General features: G+C 69.2%; 17 protein-coding genes. 13 read left to right on the top strand and 4 right to left on the bottom strand.

Translation table 11 applies throughout. The features are described 5' to 3' along the window. The first annotated feature begins 109 nt into the window (after positions 1-109). A complete protein-coding gene (locus ACTOWL_RS05865) occupies positions 110-1,291 on the top strand; it encodes a hypothetical protein (RefSeq protein ID WP_441320261.1) in 1,182 nt (393 codons plus the stop codon). Positions 1,292-1,390: 99 nt separating this feature from the next. Continuing rightward, a complete protein-coding gene (locus ACTOWL_RS05870; protein WP_441320262.1) occupies positions 1,391-2,278 on the top strand; it encodes a hypothetical protein in 888 nt (295 codons plus the stop codon). A 4-nt stretch (positions 2,279-2,282) separates the two neighbouring features. Here ACTOWL_RS05870 and ACTOWL_RS05875 read toward each other — a convergent pair whose 3' ends face one another. Continuing rightward, a complete protein-coding gene (locus ACTOWL_RS05875) occupies positions 2,283-2,924 on the bottom strand; it encodes a TetR/AcrR family transcriptional regulator (protein WP_441320263.1) in 642 nt (213 codons plus the stop codon). Positions 2,925-3,017: 93 nt separating this feature from the next. On the opposite strand from ACTOWL_RS05875, the gene ACTOWL_RS05880 reads away from it, so the two are divergent. From ACTOWL_RS05880 to ACTOWL_RS05890, 3 genes are read left to right on the top strand one after another with little or no spacing between them, the layout of a single operon-like run. Continuing rightward, complete coding sequence (locus tag ACTOWL_RS05880) at positions 3,018-4,019, top strand: efflux RND transporter periplasmic adaptor subunit (protein ID WP_441320264.1); 1,002 nt, start codon at positions 3,018-3,020, stop codon at positions 4,017-4,019. 3 nt (positions 4,020-4,022) lie between these two features. Then, positions 4,023-5,270: an ABC transporter permease gene (locus ACTOWL_RS05885; protein ID WP_441320265.1), complete on the top strand. Its 1,248-nt coding sequence runs from the start codon at positions 4,023-4,025 to the stop codon at positions 5,268-5,270. Beyond that, positions 5,267-5,959, top strand: a complete 693-nt coding sequence (locus ACTOWL_RS05890; protein WP_441320266.1) for an ABC transporter ATP-binding protein — start codon at positions 5,267-5,269, stop codon at positions 5,957-5,959. Before ACTOWL_RS05885 ends, ACTOWL_RS05890 begins: the two co-directional genes overlap by 4 nt. 43 nt (positions 5,960-6,002) lie before the next feature. On the opposite strand, the gene ACTOWL_RS05895 is transcribed toward ACTOWL_RS05890, so the two are convergent. Next, positions 6,003-6,590 (bottom strand): TetR/AcrR family transcriptional regulator, encoded by a 588-nt coding sequence (locus ACTOWL_RS05895; protein WP_441320267.1) that lies wholly within the window; start codon positions 6,588-6,590, stop codon positions 6,003-6,005. A 102-nt stretch (positions 6,591-6,692) separates the two neighbouring features. Between ACTOWL_RS05895 and ACTOWL_RS05900 the strand changes: the two genes are divergently transcribed. From ACTOWL_RS05900 to mctP, 6 genes are all read left to right on the top strand, one after another. Then, on the top strand, positions 6,693-7,508 hold the full coding sequence (locus tag ACTOWL_RS05900) for an oxidoreductase (protein ID WP_441320268.1): 816 nt from the start codon (positions 6,693-6,695) through the stop codon (positions 7,506-7,508). A gap of 46 nt (positions 7,509-7,554) precedes the next feature. Beyond that, positions 7,555-8,556, top strand: coding sequence for an NADP-dependent oxidoreductase (locus ACTOWL_RS05905; protein WP_441320269.1), 1,002 nt, complete (start codon positions 7,555-7,557; stop codon positions 8,554-8,556). Positions 8,557-8,673: 117 nt separating this feature from the next. Further along, complete coding sequence (locus ACTOWL_RS05910; RefSeq protein WP_441320270.1) at positions 8,674-9,600, top strand: ABC transporter ATP-binding protein; 927 nt, start codon at positions 8,674-8,676, stop codon at positions 9,598-9,600. After that, positions 9,597-10,358 (top strand): ABC transporter permease, encoded by a 762-nt coding sequence (locus ACTOWL_RS05915; RefSeq protein ID WP_441320271.1) that lies wholly within the window; start codon positions 9,597-9,599, stop codon positions 10,356-10,358. Before ACTOWL_RS05910 ends, ACTOWL_RS05915 begins: the two co-directional genes overlap by 4 nt. A 117-nt stretch (positions 10,359-10,475) precedes the next feature. Beyond that, entirely contained in the window at positions 10,476-10,673 is a 198-nt protein-coding gene (locus ACTOWL_RS05920; RefSeq protein ID WP_441320272.1) for a DUF3311 domain-containing protein, read from the top strand. Continuing rightward, positions 10,663-12,138: a monocarboxylate uptake permease MctP gene (mctP, locus tag ACTOWL_RS05925; protein WP_441320273.1), complete on the top strand. Its 1,476-nt coding sequence runs from the start codon at positions 10,663-10,665 to the stop codon at positions 12,136-12,138. Before ACTOWL_RS05920 ends, mctP begins: the two co-directional genes overlap by 11 nt. Before the next feature lie 19 nt (positions 12,139-12,157). Here mctP and ACTOWL_RS05930 read toward each other — a convergent pair whose 3' ends face one another. Continuing rightward, positions 12,158-12,661, bottom strand: a complete 504-nt coding sequence (locus tag ACTOWL_RS05930) for a MarR family winged helix-turn-helix transcriptional regulator (protein ID WP_441320274.1) — start codon at positions 12,659-12,661, stop codon at positions 12,158-12,160. 188 nt (positions 12,662-12,849) lie between these two features. Between ACTOWL_RS05930 and ACTOWL_RS05935 the strand changes: the two genes are divergently transcribed. Together ACTOWL_RS05935 and ACTOWL_RS05940 are read left to right on the top strand one after the other, a co-directional pair. Beyond that, positions 12,850-14,856, top strand: coding sequence for an SEL1-like repeat protein (locus ACTOWL_RS05935; protein WP_441320275.1), 2,007 nt, complete (start codon positions 12,850-12,852; stop codon positions 14,854-14,856). An 83-nt stretch (positions 14,857-14,939) separates the two neighbouring features. After that, positions 14,940-15,545, top strand: a complete 606-nt coding sequence (locus ACTOWL_RS05940) for a hypothetical protein (protein WP_441320276.1) — start codon at positions 14,940-14,942, stop codon at positions 15,543-15,545. Between the two features lie 22 nt (positions 15,546-15,567). Here ACTOWL_RS05940 and ACTOWL_RS05945 read toward each other — a convergent pair whose 3' ends face one another. Continuing rightward, entirely contained in the window at positions 15,568-16,599 is a 1,032-nt protein-coding gene (locus ACTOWL_RS05945) for an AI-2E family transporter (protein WP_441320277.1), read from the bottom strand. Positions 16,600-16,621: the final 22 nt, after the last annotated feature.

Here is a 16,621-nt window from a genome sequence, read left to right on the forward strand (position 1 = left end):
AACTCTAGAACTCCGATCGAGACCCACCAGTTTCGATCGATCGGATCACTATACCCTTCATCTTTTTTACCTTCGATTTCTGTAATCCCTCTGTAATAGGACACACATCATGACAAACACGCAGAATTTCGTCGACCTGCAGGCCGGCTTCTACAACGCCCTGGCGCAGGGTCTCGGCTATTCGCCCACCGATCCGTTTCAACTCATCCAGCCGTCGCCGCCGCTGGCCGGCGGGCAGGAGGGCGACGAGTTGCTGTGGAACTACCTCAACGCCATCCCGCCGGCGTCGCTGACGCAGAACACCACGGTTTCGGGCGGCAACCAGTTCCTGGCCGATTACCAGGCGGTGATGTCGGCGCTGCAGGCGGCCCCGAACAACTTCCAGTCCACCATCGGCGATGCCTGCTTCAACACCTATCAGCAGGCGCTGGCGGCCGGCGACGTGAAGCCCGGCCCGATGAACTTCCGCAACTGGGCCCTGTACAACGGCACCTGCTCGGGCGTCGCCGTCTCCGGCGCCTCGGCCCTGGCGGCGGCCATGCTGGACCCGATCTTCGCGGCCCAGATGAACGTCCTGCCCTACAAGCCGGCGGGCACCGAATCGGTCACCTTCGTGCCGGGCTACCAGAAGCTGGTGGCGCTGCTGAAGAAGGCGCCCAGCCGCGCCTTCAGCGTGTCGGCCGGCGACTGGAACACCGATGTCTCGAAGACCTGGACCGGCGGCTCAGACAGCGGCTTCTTCGGCCTCTGGGGCGGCAGTAGCTCGGAATCGACGCTGAGCCAGAAGTTCGCCTCCAGCTCGGTGTCGCTGTCGGCCAGCTTCGCGCATGTGCTGCCCTTCAACGCCACGCCGGGCGACTGGTACAGCTCCTCGGCGCTCGGCCTTGCCTACAACAGCCCGAACGCGGCGCCCTGGAACCCGGCCAACCCGATCAACTGGAACAAGACCTTCGGGCCGCAGGGCAACATGCAGCGCTTCGCCGTGAACCTGCTGATCGCGGACCAGATGGAGATCACGGTCTCCTCCTCGGCCTCCTACAGCACGCTCGAGCAGACCGAGATCCAGCAGAATACGAGCCGGGGCCTGTGGCCGTTCTACGCCAGCGGCGGCGGCAGCAGTTCGTCCACCAGCGTCTCCTTCGACTCGTCCGGCGAGATGCAGGTCAAGATCACGAGCCAGCCGAACGCCCCGGTCGTGATCGGCTGCAACGTGCTGTCTGCCGGCGTGTATCTCGGCCATGAGGCCGCGGCCGCGAAGGTGCTGGCCCGCACCTTCTATCCGGACCGCTGACGCGCGGCACTGAGCAAGACGGGCCGCCGCGGCGTCCGGCACGACGCCGCGGCGGTTCAAATCTTTCTCCGAGCCAGCAGCCCCGACGGGAAGGACTTCATGACCTCGTTCGACGAATTGCAGGCCCACTTCGCCGCGGCCGAGCTGGCGGCGCTGGCACATCCTGTCCCGCGGGGCCGCGTGCTGCAGCCGGCCCTGCCCCTGCCGACCGACGACGACCAGGCGCTGTGGTCGCTGTTCGACGCGATCCCGCTCGGCTCGCCGATCTACGCCGCCTCCGGCACCCGGTTCTTCACCGCCTATTCCGCACTGATCGGCGCCCTGGTCGCTGGGACGAACCCGCTCGACCCGATCGCCGCGGCCAAGCGGCGGCTCGCCGCCTGGGGATCGAACCCGCCCGACTGGAGCATCGGCTGCGCCGGGCTGCTGAAGCTGCTCAGATCCGCCCCGACCCTGGCCTTCCCCTTCACCAGCACGGCCGTGCCCGAGCCCGGCTTCTGGGGGTTGTGGACGGAGAGCCCGACGGCCGGCGGGCCGAGCGCGCAGTTCGCCTCCGGCGACGTCTCCGCCGACCTGTCCTTCGCTCATGCCCTGTCCTTCGCGCCGACGCCGGGGGACTGGTACGTGTCCTCCGCCCTCGCCCTGGCCCATGCGACCAGGAGCGGCCCGCCCTGGCCGAGCGGGTCCGACGTGACCTGGGACGCCACCTTCGGGCCGGACGGCACGATGCCGCGCTTCCTGGCCGGGCTGAGCGTGGTGGCGGAGATCGATGCCCGATCCGCCTCGACCGCCATCTTCAGCCCGGCCGACCAGGCGCTGATCCGGTCGAACGCGACGCTCGGGCTGTGGCCCTATTATCTCGGCGGTGCGGGCACGAGCGTCGGCTTCGACGGGGCGGGGCGGATCACGATCAGGACCACCAGCGAGCCGAAGCGACCGGTGGCCATCGCCGCCACCGTCCTGGCCGCAGGCGAGTACCTGGCCTGAGCTCCTACCCCTCCGCCGGCTCGGTCAGCCCCAGCTGCTGCAGCAGCCGGGCGAGATAGGCGCGCAGATCCTCGGCGGTCGGCGGCGCCGGATCGAGCAGGAGGCGGTGCAGCATGGCGCCGCCCATCATGTCCTGCAGCATCGCGGTGTCGGCCGAGGCCGGCAGCTCGCCGCGCGCCTGCGCCCGGTCGAGCAGCACCCCGAAGGCCTCGCGCCGCGGCTGCAGATAGGTCTCCCAATAGATCGCCATCAGCCGCGGATGGCTCTGCACCGAGCCGATCAGCCGGGCCAGCAGCTTGCGGTTGTCCGGGCTCGCCATCAGCTCGGCCCCGGCCTCCATCATCAGCCGCAGCATCCGGCCCAGCGGCATCTCGGCGAAGTCGCGGAAATCGGTGACGCCCATGTCGCGCTCGGCATTCTCGCGCACCCGGCCCATCGCCTGGGCCAGCAACTCCTCCTTGGACGACCAGCGGCGGTAGATCGTGGTCTTGCCGACCCCGGCCCGCTTGGCGATGCGCTCGATGCTGGCGCCCTCGACGCCATGATCCAGGAACAGCGCCAGCGCCGCCTTCAGGATCGCCTCCTCCGCCGCCTGGCTTCGCGGCCGCCCCGGCGCCCGCTTTCCCCCGGTTTCCGCCGTCGTCACATCGAGCCCTCCAAGCCTTCGCCCGAATCATATATCGAAACGATACTGTCTCGTATATATATTCTCGCCGACTCGCCGCTTCCGGAGCCGCAGTTGAAGACCGTCCGCATCCTGTCCGTCGTCCTGGTGCTCGCGCTGATCGCCGGCGCCGCGTTCTGGCTGTTCGGCCGCCCCGCCGCCGTCGCGACCGCCGCGCCCAGGCGCGGCGAGGCGGCGCAGATCGTCTACGCCACCGGCGTGATCGAGCCGCGCATCTGGGCCAAGGTGACACCGATGGTCCAGGAACGGATCACGGCGATGTGCGACTGCGAAAGCGAGCCGGTCGAGCCCGGCGCGGAGCTGGCCCGGCTGGACAGCCGCGAGGCCGAGGCGACGCTGGCCGAGCTGAAGGCGCGGCACAAGCTGGCCTCGGCCGAGCACGACCGGCAGCTGGTCCTGGCCGGCCGCAATGTCGCCAGCGTCCAGGCGCTGGACCAGGCGCGCAGCGAGCTGTCGCAGCTGGAGGCGCTGATCGCCGGCCAGACCGCCAAGCTGGAGAACTACGTCCTGCGGGCGCCGATGCGCGGCCTGGTGCTGCGCAAGGACGGCGAGGTCGGCGAGATCGTCGACCCCGGCACCATCCTGTTCTGGGTCGGCGAGCCGAAGCCGCTCTGGGTCATCGCCGACGTCAATGAGGAGGACATCCCCCTGGTCGCGGTCGGGCAGAAAGCGCTGCTGCGCGCCGACGCCTTCCCGGGCCAGGCGCTGCCGGCCACCGTCGACAGCATCACGCCGAAGGGCGACCCGGTGGCCAAGACCTACCGCGTCCGCCTGGCCCTGCCGGACGACACGCCGGTGCGGATCGGCATGACGGTCGACGTCAACATCGTCAACCGGACGGTGCCGAACGCCCTGCTGGTCCCCACCGAGGCGGTGGCCGGCGACGCCGTCTTCGTGGTCGATGGCGACAGCCGGGCCCGACGCCGGACGATCGCGGCCGGCATCCGCGGCATCCGGGACATCGAAGTGCTGTCCGGCCTGGCCGAGGGCGACCGCGTGATCAGCCCCTTCCCCGAGGCGCTGGCCGACGGCGCCCGGGTGGCGCCGGAGGGCTGAGCCATGCGGCTGCTGCTCGACCTCGCCGTCACCCACATCATCGGCCGCGGCCGGCAGACCCTGGTCGCGATCCTGGGCACGGCGCTGGGCGTCGGCTTCTCGATCGCCATGGCGGCGCTGATGCAGGGCGGCGAGGATGATTTCGTCGCCCAGCTGATCGACACCATGCCGCATGTCCAGATCACCGACGAGCGGCGGACCGCGGCGCGCCAGCCGGCGGAGGACGAATTCGACGCGGTCGCGATCGCCGGGCTGCGGCCGCGGGACGACCGGCGCGGCATCCTGAACCCGACCGCGGCGGCGGCGGCGCTGACTGCCTGGATCCCAGGGCGGATGTCGAAGAGCCTGAAGACCCAGGGCGTGGTCCGCTATGCCGGGCAGGACATCGGCATCAGCATCTTCGGCGTCGAGCCGCGGCAGGAAGCGCGCGTGTCCTCGATCGCCCAGGATTTCCGCCAGGGCAGCTTCGATTCGCTGATCGCCGGCGGCAACAACATCGTGGTCGGGGACGGCCTGGCGAAGCGGCTGGGGGCCGATCTCGGCACCACCGTCACCCTGGTCTCCGCCACCGGCCAGAGCCGCGCGGTCAAGATCGTCGGCCTGTTCCACACCGGGGTCACCGCCCGCGACGAGGGCGAGGGCTATGTCCTGCTGAAGATCGCGCAGATCCTGGGCGAGCGGCCGAACGCCATCAACGAGATCCGGCTGAAGCTCGATGATCCGAACGCCGCGCCGGCGGTGGCCAAGCGGGCCGAGGCGCTGATCGGCTACAAGGCGGTGGCCTGGCAGGAGGCGAACGAATCCCTGCTGGAGGCCTTCGTCATCCGCAACATCATCATGTACACGGTGGTCGGCGCCATCCTGCTGGTGGCCGGCTTCGGCATCTTCAACATCGTCTCGACCATCACCCATGAGAAGGCGCGCGACATCGCCATCCTGAAGTCGCTCGGCTTCGAGGCGCGGGACATGCGCCGGCTGTTCCTGCTGGAGGGGCTGACGCTCGGCCTCGCCGGGTCGCTGGCCGGCTGGCTGCTGGGCTTCGCTTTGTGCTTCGGCCTGTCGCAGGTGGAGCTGCACATCTCCGGCGGCACGGTGGGGCGCGAGATCACCAAGCTGCCGCTGACCTGGAGCCCCTGGCACTACCTGATCGCCGCCGGCTTCGCCCTGGCCGCCGCCGGCATCGCCGGCTACCTGCCCGCCCGCCAGGCGGCGAAGCTGAACCCGGTCGACATCATCCGGGGGGCGACATGAGCGCGCTCATCGAAGCCAAGGGGCTGACCCGGGTGCTGCCGGAGACGGTGCCGGTGACGCTGGTCAAGGACGTGTCGCTGGCGATCGGCGAGCGCGAGCTGGTCGCCGTCACCGGCCCTTCCGGCTCCGGCAAGTCCTCGCTGCTCTATCTGCTCGGCCTGCTCGACCGGCAGACGGGCGGGGAGCTGCGCATCGCCGGACAGGATTCGGCGGCGTTGAACGAGCGCGGCCGGGCCCGGCTGCGGCTGGAGTCGATCGGCTTCGTCTTCCAGTTCCACTTCCTGCTGCCGGAGTTCACGACGCGCGAGAATGTCGAGATCCCGATGCGCAAGCTCGGCCGCCTCGGCGCCCGGGAGATGCGCGAGCGGGCGGATGCGCTGCTCGACGCGCTCGGCCTCGCCGACCATCGCGGCAAGCGGCCCGACCAGCTGTCCGGCGGCCAGCGCCAGCGCGTGGCGGTGGCCCGGTCGCTGGCCAACGACCCGCCGCTGCTGCTGGCCGACGAGCCGACCGGCAGCCTCGACTCGCACAGCTCGGAGCAGGTCTTCGCCATCCTCTCGGCCCTGGTGCATGAGCGCGGCAAGACCGTGGTGGCGGTGACCCACGATATCGACCTGGCGGCGCGTATGGACCGGCGCATCCACCTGGTCGACGGGGTCGTCACCAGCGACGAGAAGAACGGCGGGTAAACTCGTTTGCCGTTGCCGGCAGATGCTGTGCAGCCACCGCGCCTCAGGGCGCCGCTTCGTCCCGAGGCGGCCGGACCAGCACCCGCGCCGCGTCCGCTCCTGCCGCCAGGATGCGATCCGACAACGCGCTCCCCTCGACGGCACGGGCGAGCTGGAGCGCGCCGATGAGCGTCGCGAAGACACCCAGCACGACGCCCTCCGGATCCCGGGTCTGCGTCGGCAGAGCCGCCGACACCTGGCGCACCAGGGCGAGGAAGCGTTCGGCATAGAGTCGGCGCGTCTCCGGCGGCTGACGCGCAAGCTCCGGCAGCAGCGCCGCCGACGCACAGCCGGTTGCCGGATTATCCCGATGCTCCGCCGACAAATAGGCCGCGACGGCCGCCTCCAGCCCGCCGGCGGCCAGGACATCCCGCAGTTGGTTCGACTGCGCCTCCAGGGCCGCGGCCAGGGTTTCGCGGACAAGCTCCTCCTTGGATTGAAAGTGCGGATAGAAGGCCCCGTTCGTCAGCCCGGCGTCGCTCATGATGCTTGCGACTCCGGACCCGGCGATGCCGCCGGACCGGAACCGTTCGGAGGCGACCTCCGTGATCCGCCGGCGCGTTGCGTCCTTCCGACCCTTCTCGTAGCGCATGGCTTTGCCTTGGGCTGCCTATTGAATTATGATCATAATGTGATTAACTGACCATAATGCAATCGGCCGCCACTGGCCAGGCTTTGTGGGTTTGGAGCATTGATGACCGCACATTCGGGAAAGACCGCGATCGTGACCGGAGCCTCCTCCGGCATCGGTCGCGCCAGCGCCGAGGCGTTGGCGCGAGCGGGGTTCGCCGTGTTCGGGACAAGTCGCCGGACGACCGGCAACGGCCCGGCCGGTGTGTCGATGCTGGCCTGCGACGTGACCGACGACGAATCCGTCGACACCCTGGTTTCGACCGTGATCTCGCAGACCGGACGGATCGATGTTCTGGTCAACAACGCCGGCATCGGCCTGATCGGCGGGGCCGAGGAATCCTCCATCGCCCAGGTCCGCGCCCTGTTCGACGTCAACCTGTTCGGCACCGTGCGCGTGACCAACGCGGTGCTGCCGTCGATGCGGCGGCGCGGCCATGGGCGGATCATCAATATCGGCTCGATCCTGGGGCTGATCCCCGCGCCGTACTCCACCCATTATTCGGCGACCAAGCACGCGCTCGAAGGCTATTCGGAATCGCTCGACCACGAAGTCCGCGCCTTCAACATCCGCGTCTCGCTGATCGAGCCGGCCAACACGCGCAGCGGCTTCGAGCAGAACGCCCTCGAGCCGGACGCCATGCTGGCGGACTATGACCGGGCTCGGGCCGACGCCGGCGCGCTGACCAGGGAAATGGTGAGCACGGGCGACGACCCGAAGGTGGTGGCCGATGCGGTGCTCAAGGCTGCGACCGACGCCCGCCCGCGGCGGCGCTACACCGCCGGCAAGGTCGCGCGGCAGGTCAGTCTGCTGCGTCGGTTCGTGCCCGCGGAGATGTTCGACAAGAGCCTCCGCAAGCAGCTGCGCCTGCCGGCCTGAACCCTTTGGCGGCCGCAGCATTCGAGAACGGCAGGAAGACAATGTCATGAAGGCCTTCATCGTCGATCGCTATGGCCGCGCGGACAGCGTGCGGGCCGGTGAGATGCCGGAACCGGAGCTGCGCGAGGACGACGTGCTGGTTCAGGTTCACGCCGCCGGCGTGAACGCCCTGGACAACAAGATCAGAAGCGGCGAGTTCAAGCTGATCCTGCCCTTCCGCCTGCCGCTGATCCTGGGCAACGACGTGGCCGGCGTCGTGGTGCGGGTGGGATCCCGGGTGCGGCGCTTCAAGGCCGGCGACGAGGTCTATGCCCGGCCGCATCACAATCGGATCGGCGCCTTCGCGGAATTCATCGCGATGAACGAAGCCGACGTGGCGCTCAAGCCGAAAGCCCTGACCATGGAGGAAGCGGCCTCGATCCCCCTCGTCGGCCTGACCGCCTGGCAAGCATTGATCGAAAGAGCCGGGCTGAAGAAGGGACAGAAGGTTCTCATCCACGCCGGCTCCGGCGGCGTGGGAACATTCGCCATTCAGCTGGCCAAGCATGTCGGCGCGACCGTGGCGACGACGGCGAGCGCTGCGAATGCCGATCTGGTGAGACGCCTCGGCGCCGATATCGTCATCGACTATAAGAAGGACGATTTCGCCAGGACCCTGAGAGATTTCGATGTGGTGCTCGACACCCAAGGCGGAGAGGTTCTCGAGAAATCCCCGCAGGTGCTGAGGCCCGGCGGCAAGGTGATCGGCATCGCCGGCCCGCCCGACCCGGATTTTGCGAACGACATCGGCTCGAACCGGCTCGTCGGGCTGGTGATGCGCTTCCTGAGCCGCAGGATCAGGAAGGAAGCACGGCGTCGTCACGTCAGCTATTCATTCCTCTTCATGCGGGCCGACGGAGACCAGTTGCGGGAGATCGGCGCTCTCATTGATTCCGGCATCATCCGGCCGGTCGTGGATCGGGTTTTCCCATTCGAAGCGACCAAAGAGGCTTTGGCCTATGTCGAAACCGGACGGGCAAAGGGCAAGGTCGTGATCAGGGTGCGATAAAGACGGCTTCCGCACATGCCGACGCTGCAGCCGTCCCCCCTCTTTCCGGCGGTGACGTTGCCCGTCCGGTCACAAACCCGCACCGAATCACCCGCCGCATCGGCTATGGTCGCCGCCATGCCGCCGATCATCACCGTCTCGAACCTGTCGAAGACCTATGCCTCCGGCTTCCAGGCGCTGAAAAGCGTCGACCTGGAGATCCGGCGCGGCGAGATCTTCGCCCTGCTCGGCCCCAACGGCGCCGGCAAGACCACGCTGATCAACATCGTCTGCGGCATCGTCCGGCCGGGCGGCGGGACGGTGTCGGTCGACGGCCACGACATCGTCAGCGACTACCGCGCCGCCCGGTCCCGCATCGGGCTGGTGCCGCAGGAGCTGACCACCGACGCCTTCACCACCGTCTGGGCCACCGCCAGCTTCAGCCGCGGGCTGTTCGGCAAGCCCGCCAGCCCGGCCCATATCGAGAAGGTGCTGAAGGACCTGTCGCTGTGGGACAAGAAGGACAGCAAGATCATGACGCTGTCCGGCGGCATGAAGCGCCGGGTGCTGATCGCCAAGGCGCTGGCGCATGAGCCGCAGATCCTGTTCCTGGACGAGCCCACCGCGGGGGTGGATGTCGAGCTGCGGCAGGACATGTGGCGGCTGGTCCGCGCGCTGCGGGACCAGGGCGTGACCATCATCCTGACCACCCACTACATCGACGAGGCCGAGGAGATGGCCGACCGAATCGGGGTGATCCGCAAGGGCGAGATCATCCTGGTCGAGGACAAGGCCGAGCTGATGCGCAAGCTTGGCAAGAAGCAGCTGACGCTGCAGCTGCAGAGCCCGCTGGACGCCCTTCCCGACACGCTGGCCGCGCATCAGCTGTCGCTGTCGGCCGACGGCACCGAGCTGGTCTACACCTACGACACCCAGGGCGAGCGCACCGGCATCACCGCGGTGATGCAGGCCCTCGCCGATGCCGGAATCCGGTTCAAGGACCTCCGCACGAGCCAGAGCTCGCTGGAGGAGATCTTCGTCAAGCTGGTGAGCGAACGGCGATGAACCTCTACGCGATCCGCGCGATCTACATGTCGGAGATGGCGCGCACCGGGCGCACCCTGATGCAGAGCATCCTGTCGCCGGTGATCTCGACCTCGCTGTACTTCGTGGTCTTCGGCGCGGCCCTCGGCTCGCGCATCGAGGAGATCCACGGGGTCAGCTACGGCGCCTTCATCGTGCCCGGGCTGATCATGCTGTCGCTGCTGACCCAGAGCATCTCCAACGCCTCGATCGGCATCTACTTCCCGAAATTCATCGGCACGATCTACGAGCTGCTGTCGGCCCCCGTCTCCTATCTCGAGATCGTCGTCGCCTATGTCGGGGCGGCCGCCACCAAGTCGATCGTCCTCGGCGTCATCATCCTGGCCACGGCCGGGCTGTTCGTGCCGCTGCAGATCCTCCACCCGCTGTGGATGCTGCTGTTCCTGGTGCTGACGGCCGTCACCTTCAGCCTGTTCGGCTTCATCATCGGCATCTGGGCCGACGGGTTCGAGAAGCTGCAGGTGATCCCGCTCTTGATCATCACGCCGCTGACCTTCCTGGGCGGCAGCTTCTACTCGATCTCGATGCTGCCGCCCTTCTGGCAGACCGTCGCCCTGTTCAACCCGGTGGTCTACCTGATCAGCGGCTTCCGCTGGAGCTTCTACGGGATCGCCGACGTCAACGTCGCCGTCAGCCTGGCCATGACCCTGGCCTTCCTGGTGGCCTGCCTGGCCGTCGTGGCCTGGATCTTCCGGACCGGGTACCGCCTGAAGTCCTAGGAGCGGCCCGTCCGCGGCAATGCCGCCATGACTTAATTCCGGTTAACATCTCCGGGGACGATGGCAGGGTGGCCGCAACCGGGCCGGGGGTAGGCCCGCGCGATGGAAGGATTCGCCATGCCTGAGCGTTCACGGCGGCCCGTGCTGTGGCTGCTGCTCCTGCCCTATATCGGGCTCCTGTGGGTGCCGTTCTACAATGCGCGGGAGCCGGAGATCCTGGGCTTCCCGTTCTTCTACTGGTACCAATTCGCCTGGGTGCCGCTGACCGCGCTGATCATCTGGATCGCCTACCGGAGCGTGCGCCATGACGACTGAGCTGGATGTCGTCGCCCTCGCCGTCTTCGCGTTCTTCTTCATCCTGGTCACCGTCATGGGCTTCCTGGCCGCCCGCTGGAAGCGGGGCGAGACCATGGCCCATATCGACGAATGGGGGCTGGGCGGCCGGAAGTTCGGCACCTGGGTCACCTGGTTCCTGGTCGGCGGCGATTTCTACACCGCCTACACCGTGATCGCGGTGCCGGCGCTGGTTTACGCGGTCGGCGCCTACGGCTTCTTCGCCCTGCCCTACACCATCATCGTCTACCCCTTCGTCTTCCTGGTGATGCCGAAGCTGTGGAAGCGGGCCAAGGAGCACGGCTACGTCACCGCCGGCGACGTGGTGTTCGGCCAGTACGGCTCGCGCGGGCTGGAGCTGGCGGTGGCCATCACCGGCGTCCTCGCCGTCATGCCCTACATCGCGCTGCAGCTGGTCGGCATGGCCGCGGTGATCAAGGCGCTGGGCCTGACCGGCGAGCTGCCGCTGGCGATCGCCTTCATCATCCTGGCGCTCTACACCTATTCCGCGGGGCTGCGGGCGCCGGCGCTGATCGCCTTCGTCAAGGACATCATGATCTACATCGCGGTGCTGGCCGCGGTGGCGCTGATCCCGTGGGAGCTCGGCGGCTACGGCGCCGTGTTCCACGCGGCCAACGAGGCCTTCAAGGCCAAGGGCGCGGGCGGCATCCTGCTCGGCGACAGCCAGATGGTGGCCTATGCCTCGCTGGCCCTGGGCTCGGCCCTCGCCGCCTTCATGTACCCGCACACCCTGACCGGCATCTTCGCCTCGGCCAGCGTCAACACCATCCGCAAGAACGCGGCCCTGCTGCCGGCCTACACCCTGCTGCTCGGCCTGCTGGCGCTGCTCGGCTACATGGCCCATGCCGCGCATCTCAACGTCGCCAGCCCGAACGACGTGGTGCCGGCGCTGTTCCAGACGCTGTTCCCGAGCTGGTTCGCGGGCTTCGCCTTCGCCGCCATCGCCATCGGCGCCCTGGTGCCGGCGGCGGTGATGAGCATCGGCGCCGCCAACCTGTTCACCCGCAACTTCTGGAAGGCCTATGTCGACCCCGGAATCAGCCATGCCGGCGAGGCGCAGGTGGCCAAGCTCACCTCGCTGGTGGTCAAGGTCGGCGCGCTGCTGGTGATCGTGTTCCTGCCGACGCAGTTCGCGCTGGACCTGCAGCTGCTCGGCGGCGTCTGGATCCTGCAGACCCTGCCGGCGCTGGTGTTCGGCCTCTATGTCGGCTGGTTCCAGGCCCCGGCGCTGCTGGCCGGCTGGGCCGTCGGCTTCTTCGGCGGCAGCTGGATCGTCTGGCAGGACGGGTTGAAGCCGCTGCACGCGCTGAGCTTCGGCGGCAGCACGGTCACGGTCTATGCCGGGCTGCTGGCGCTGGCCGCCAACATCCTGGTCGCGGTCGTGGTCAACCTGGTGGTGGCGCCGCGGGTGGCGCGCGCGGCCTGATCCGCTGGGCGGGGCAGGGCTACTCGGCCTTGCCCCGCCCCCGTGGACGGGTGGCTTCGGCCACCGACACCTTGGTGCGGCCGAGCAGCTCCATCAGCCGCTCGATCTCGCCGGTGCCGAGCCCGGCCGTCATCTCGGCCACCCAGTCGCCATGCGCCGCGGCCATGGCGGCGAACTGGCGCTCGCCCTCTTCGGTCAGGCGGATGACGTGCTTGCGCCGGTCCGCCTGCGACTGCTCGCGCGCCACCAGCCCGCCCTCGACCAGCCGCTCGACCAGACCGGTCATGTTGCCGTTCGAGACCATCAGCCGCTGGCTGAGCTCGCCCAAGGTCAGCCCCTGGCGCATCTTGTACAGCTGCGCCATCAGGTCGAAGCGCGGCAGGGTGGTGTCGAAGCTCTCGGCCAGGCGGCGCCGGACCTCGCGCTCGATCATGGTGGTGCAGGTCAGCAGCCGCAGCCACAGCCGCAGTTCGACGCGATGGTCCTTGGGCCGGTCGGCGACCGCGGTCTCGGCATCGATCATTCTACTGTCCTGAACACGGCCGGTGGCCACCTGATCTGCTTTAAGTTTAAAGTATAACCGCGGCCGGCGCAGCCCCCGACGCCAACGAGCCCTCGTCGACCGGTCCCGGAACGATCGCCCATCGACAGCGGGCCCGGTTTCGATGAGGATGGAGGGGAACAGGGGGATTTCACGCACCGCCATTTGAGATGCGCATTCATGGTTTCGTGCTCGGGCTGATGCTGGCGTCGCCGGCGGCCCTGGCCTCCCCGTCGCCCCTCACTCCCGAGGGGCCGGGCCACTCCGACATCCTGGCCATCACCACGGCAGGCCCCGAGGCAGAGCTGCGCGGCCTGCGCCTGACTGCCGACTCCGGGAGTGCCGAGGCGCAGATCCGGCTCGGCTATCGCTACGAGGCCGGCGACGGCGTCGACCGGGACCTCGCCGAGGCGGTCCACTGGTACCGGCTGGCCGCCGAGCAGGGCAGCGCCCGCGGCCAGGCCTATCTCGGCGACATGTACCGGGACGGCGCCGGGGTGGCCCAGGACGATGCCGAGGCGGTGCGCTGGTACCGCCTGTCGGCCGCCCAGGGCTACGACCGCGGCCAGACCTATCTCGGCTACATGTACCAGGACGGGCGCGGCGTCGAGCGCAGCGAGGCCGCTGCGGTGCGCCTGTACCGCCTGGCCGCCGAGCAGGGCTACACCCCGGCCCAGAACAGCCTCGGCACCATGGTCGAGAACGGCCGCGGCGGACTCCTGGATACTGCCGCCGCGGCCTATTGGTACGGCCGCGCGGCGGGGTCCGGCTCCGCCGTCGGCCGGCGCCTGCTGGGCAACCTGTACTATTCCGGCCGCGGCGTGCCGCAGGACGATTTCGAGGCGGTGCGCCTCTATCGCCTCGCCGCCGAGCAGGGCGATGCCGAGGCCCGCACCAATCTCGGCTGGATGTACGAGGTCGGCCGCGGCGTGGCCGAGGACGAGGCCGAGGCCGCCCGCCACTATCGCCTGGCGGCCGATCAGGACCTGGCGCGGGCGCAGACCAACCTGGCCTTCCTGTATGCCGGCGGCCACGGCGTGGCCCAGGACGATGCCGAGGCGCTGCGCTGGTATCGCCGGGCGGCGGCGCAGGGCTATGCTCGCGCCGAGGCCGAGCTCGGCTCCATGTACGACCATGGCCGCGGCGTGCCGCAGAGCGACGACAAGGCGATGCGCTGGTACCGCCTGGCCGCCAAGCAGGGCTATGCCGAGGCGCAGAACGGCATCGGCATCCTGTACGACACCGGGCGGGGCGTGGCCCAGGACGATGCCGAGGCCGCGCGCTGGTACCGGCTGGCCGCCGACCAGGGCTACGCCCACGCCCGGAGCAACCTCGCCTGGATGTATGAGAGCGGCCGCGGCGTAACGCAAGACCTGGCCGAGGCCGCCCGCCTGTATCGCCTCGCCGCCGACCAGGGCATCGCGCGGGCCCGGACCAATCTCGCCGATCTCTATCGCGGCGGGCAGGGCGTGCCGCAGGACGACGGCGAGGCCATCCGCTGGTATCGCCTGGCCGCCGAGCAGGGCTATGCCCGCGCCGAAGCCAACCTTGCCTGGATGCATGAGCGCGGCCGCGGCGTGCCGGAGGACGATGCCGAGGCGGCACGCTGGTATCGCCGTTCGGCCGAGCGGGGCTATGCCTATTCCCAGCTCAATCTCGGCCTGATGTACGAACAGGGCCGTGGCACGGCGCAGAACGACGTCAAGGCGCTGCGCCTGTACCGCCTCGCCGCCGACCAGGGCGATGCCGAGGCCGCCTTCCATCTCGGCTGCCATTTCAAGACCGGGCGCGGCGTGGCGCAGGACGATGCCGAGGCGCTGCGCTGGTTCCGCATCGCCGCCGAGAAGGGCAACCCCGAGGCGCAGAGCGAGCTGGGCATCGCCTATGAGACCGGCCGCGGCGTCGCCCGCGACGAGACCGAGGCGGTGATCTGGTTCGCGCGGTCGCTGGCGGAGGAGGACGACGTGCCGCGATACGCCGCCGCGCTGCTGGGCGCCCGGTCGCCGACCGCCAAGGTCGCGGCGGCGCTGCGGCTGCTGGCGACGCTCGGCTACGCCTCCGACGATGCCGCCGAGGCCTTCCGCCGCGCCGAGGGGCTGCCGCCGTCCGACGGCGTCGACGACGCGCTGCTGATCGCCCTGGCCCGGAAGGCGCGGCAGGCCGGTCCTTCGTCCTGAGGCGGAATTCATGTAACCGCCGGCCGGGTGCGGGCGTACGGGTCTCTCGAAGGGGACGTCGACGCTCCAGCGAGGACAGCATCATGAAGCGCAGCGCGATCGCGGGCCTGGCCCTGTTCGCAGGCCTGGCGGCCCTGCCGGCCATGGCCCAGAGCCAGCCCCAGCAGCGCATCCGCGGCATCATCGAGGCGATGGACGGGCCGGTCATGACCATCGCCGCCCGCGGCGGCAGCACCGCGACCGTCACCCTGGCCGATGACGCCATGGTGCGGACCATCGCCCCGGCCGACATCCGCGACATCAAGCCCGGCAGCTATATCGGCAGCGCCGCCATGCCGCAGCCCGACGGCAGCCTGCGGGCGCTGGAGGTGCAGGTGTTCCCGGAGAGCATGCGCGGCGTCGGCGAAGGCCAGCACCCCTTCGACCTGCAGCCCGGCAGCACCATGACCAACGCCACGGCCGGCGACGTCGAGGGCACCGACGGGCGGGTGGTGACGCTGCGCTACCAGGGCGTCGAGACCAAGCTGGTGGTGCCGCCCGGCGTGCCGGTGATCACCTATGAGCCGGGCAGCCGCGACCAGCTGACCAAGGGCGCCCATGTCATCGTCAGCGCGGTCAAGGCCGACGACGGGTCGCTGGTCTCGCACGCGGTCCAGGTGGGCAAGGACGGGCTGGTGCCGCCGATGTAGGTCCCGCGCGCCGGGCGGAGCGTCAGACCAGCTTGCTGCGTCCGAGCTCGACCTTGAGATAGGCGTAGAAGACCGGCGCCGCGATCACGCCGGGCACGCCGAAGGCCGCCTCCATCACCAGCATGGCGATCAGGATCTCCCAGGCCCTGGCCTGGATCTGGGTGCCGACGATCTTGGCGTTCACGAAGTATTCGAGCTTGTGGATGATGACCAGGAAGGCCAGCGACCCCAGCATCACGTAGACCGACAGGCTCAGGCTGATGATCGAGATGATGGTGTTCGAAATCAGGTTGCCGATCACCGGCAAGAGTCCGACGACGAAGGTGACCACGATCATCGTCTTGGTCAGCGGCAGGTGGATGCCGAACAGGGGCAGAATTCCGGCCAGGTAGATCGCCGTCAGCAGGGTGTTCAGGGCGGAGATCCGCACCTGGGCGAAGACGACGCGGCGGAACGACAGGGCCAGGAGCCGGGCCCGGTCCGCCATCGCCCGGGCCAGCGGCCCGCGGCCCGGCCGCTCCGTCAGGTCGGCGATGGCGATCATGCCGCCGATCACCAGGCCGATGACGATATGGACCAGGATGCGCCCGACATCGGTCGTGATCTGCAGCAGGTCCCGCGCATGGTCGCGCAGGGACTGCGCCAGCGTGGTGTCGAGGTCCTGCCCGCTGGCCGGGATATAGGCGACGATCCAGGGCGGCAGGCGCTGGCTCGCCTCCTCCACCGCCTCGGCCATCTTGCGCATCACCGCGACCAGCCCCTCCTGGCGGGTGGTGAGCAGGGAGATCAGCTCGATCACGCCGAAGATCACCGCCAGGCTCAGCACCGCCGTCAGCAGGCCGAGGGCGATGATGCGGCCGATGTTGTGCATGGCGCCGAAGCGGCGGAACACCGGCGCCACGGCATGCACCAGCTCGTGGATCAACAGGCCCGCCAGCAGGGCGGCGAGCAGCCCGAACCACAGGCTGCCGAGCAGGGCAAGACCGGCAAGGATCTGGGCCGAAATCTCGATGCGGCGCTCCCGGGGGGCGGGATGCACGGCGGCAGGGACCACGGCCGGAACGTCCTCGCCTCGG

The organism is Inquilinus sp. CA228, from assembly GCF_052078665.1.
In the GTDB taxonomy this organism is placed as follows: domain Bacteria; phylum Pseudomonadota; class Alphaproteobacteria; order DSM-16000; family Inquilinaceae; genus Inquilinus.

What these genes read in the sequence shown, in the direction of transcription:
- ACTOWL_RS05865 (WP_441320261.1), top strand. Translation starts at nt 110, where the DNA reads ATGACAAACACGCAGAATTTCGTCGACCTGCAGGCCGGCTTCTACAAC.
- ACTOWL_RS05870 (WP_441320262.1), top strand. Translation starts at nt 1,391, where the DNA reads ATGACCTCGTTCGACGAATTGCAGGCCCACTTCGCCGCGGCCGAGCTG.
- ACTOWL_RS05885 (WP_441320265.1), top strand. Translation starts at nt 4,023, where the DNA reads ATGCGGCTGCTGCTCGACCTCGCCGTCACCCACATCATCGGCCGCGGC.
- ACTOWL_RS05890 (WP_441320266.1), top strand. Translation starts at nt 5,267, where the DNA reads ATGAGCGCGCTCATCGAAGCCAAGGGGCTGACCCGGGTGCTGCCGGAG.
- ACTOWL_RS05895 (WP_441320267.1), bottom strand. Translation starts at nt 6,590, where the DNA reads ATGCGCTACGAGAAGGGTCGGAAGGACGCAACGCGCCGGCGGATCACG.
- ACTOWL_RS05900 (WP_441320268.1), top strand. Translation starts at nt 6,693, where the DNA reads ATGACCGCACATTCGGGAAAGACCGCGATCGTGACCGGAGCCTCCTCC.
- ACTOWL_RS05905 (WP_441320269.1), top strand. Translation starts at nt 7,555, where the DNA reads ATGAAGGCCTTCATCGTCGATCGCTATGGCCGCGCGGACAGCGTGCGG.
- ACTOWL_RS05910 (WP_441320270.1), top strand. Translation starts at nt 8,674, where the DNA reads ATGCCGCCGATCATCACCGTCTCGAACCTGTCGAAGACCTATGCCTCC.
- ACTOWL_RS05915 (WP_441320271.1), top strand. Translation starts at nt 9,597, where the DNA reads ATGAACCTCTACGCGATCCGCGCGATCTACATGTCGGAGATGGCGCGC.
- ACTOWL_RS05920 (WP_441320272.1), top strand. Translation starts at nt 10,476, where the DNA reads ATGCCTGAGCGTTCACGGCGGCCCGTGCTGTGGCTGCTGCTCCTGCCC.
- mctP (WP_441320273.1), top strand. Translation starts at nt 10,663, where the DNA reads ATGACGACTGAGCTGGATGTCGTCGCCCTCGCCGTCTTCGCGTTCTTC.
- ACTOWL_RS05930 (WP_441320274.1), bottom strand. Translation starts at nt 12,661, where the DNA reads ATGATCGATGCCGAGACCGCGGTCGCCGACCGGCCCAAGGACCATCGC.
- ACTOWL_RS05935 (WP_441320275.1), top strand. Translation starts at nt 12,850, where the DNA reads ATGCGCATTCATGGTTTCGTGCTCGGGCTGATGCTGGCGTCGCCGGCG.
- ACTOWL_RS05940 (WP_441320276.1), top strand. Translation starts at nt 14,940, where the DNA reads ATGAAGCGCAGCGCGATCGCGGGCCTGGCCCTGTTCGCAGGCCTGGCG.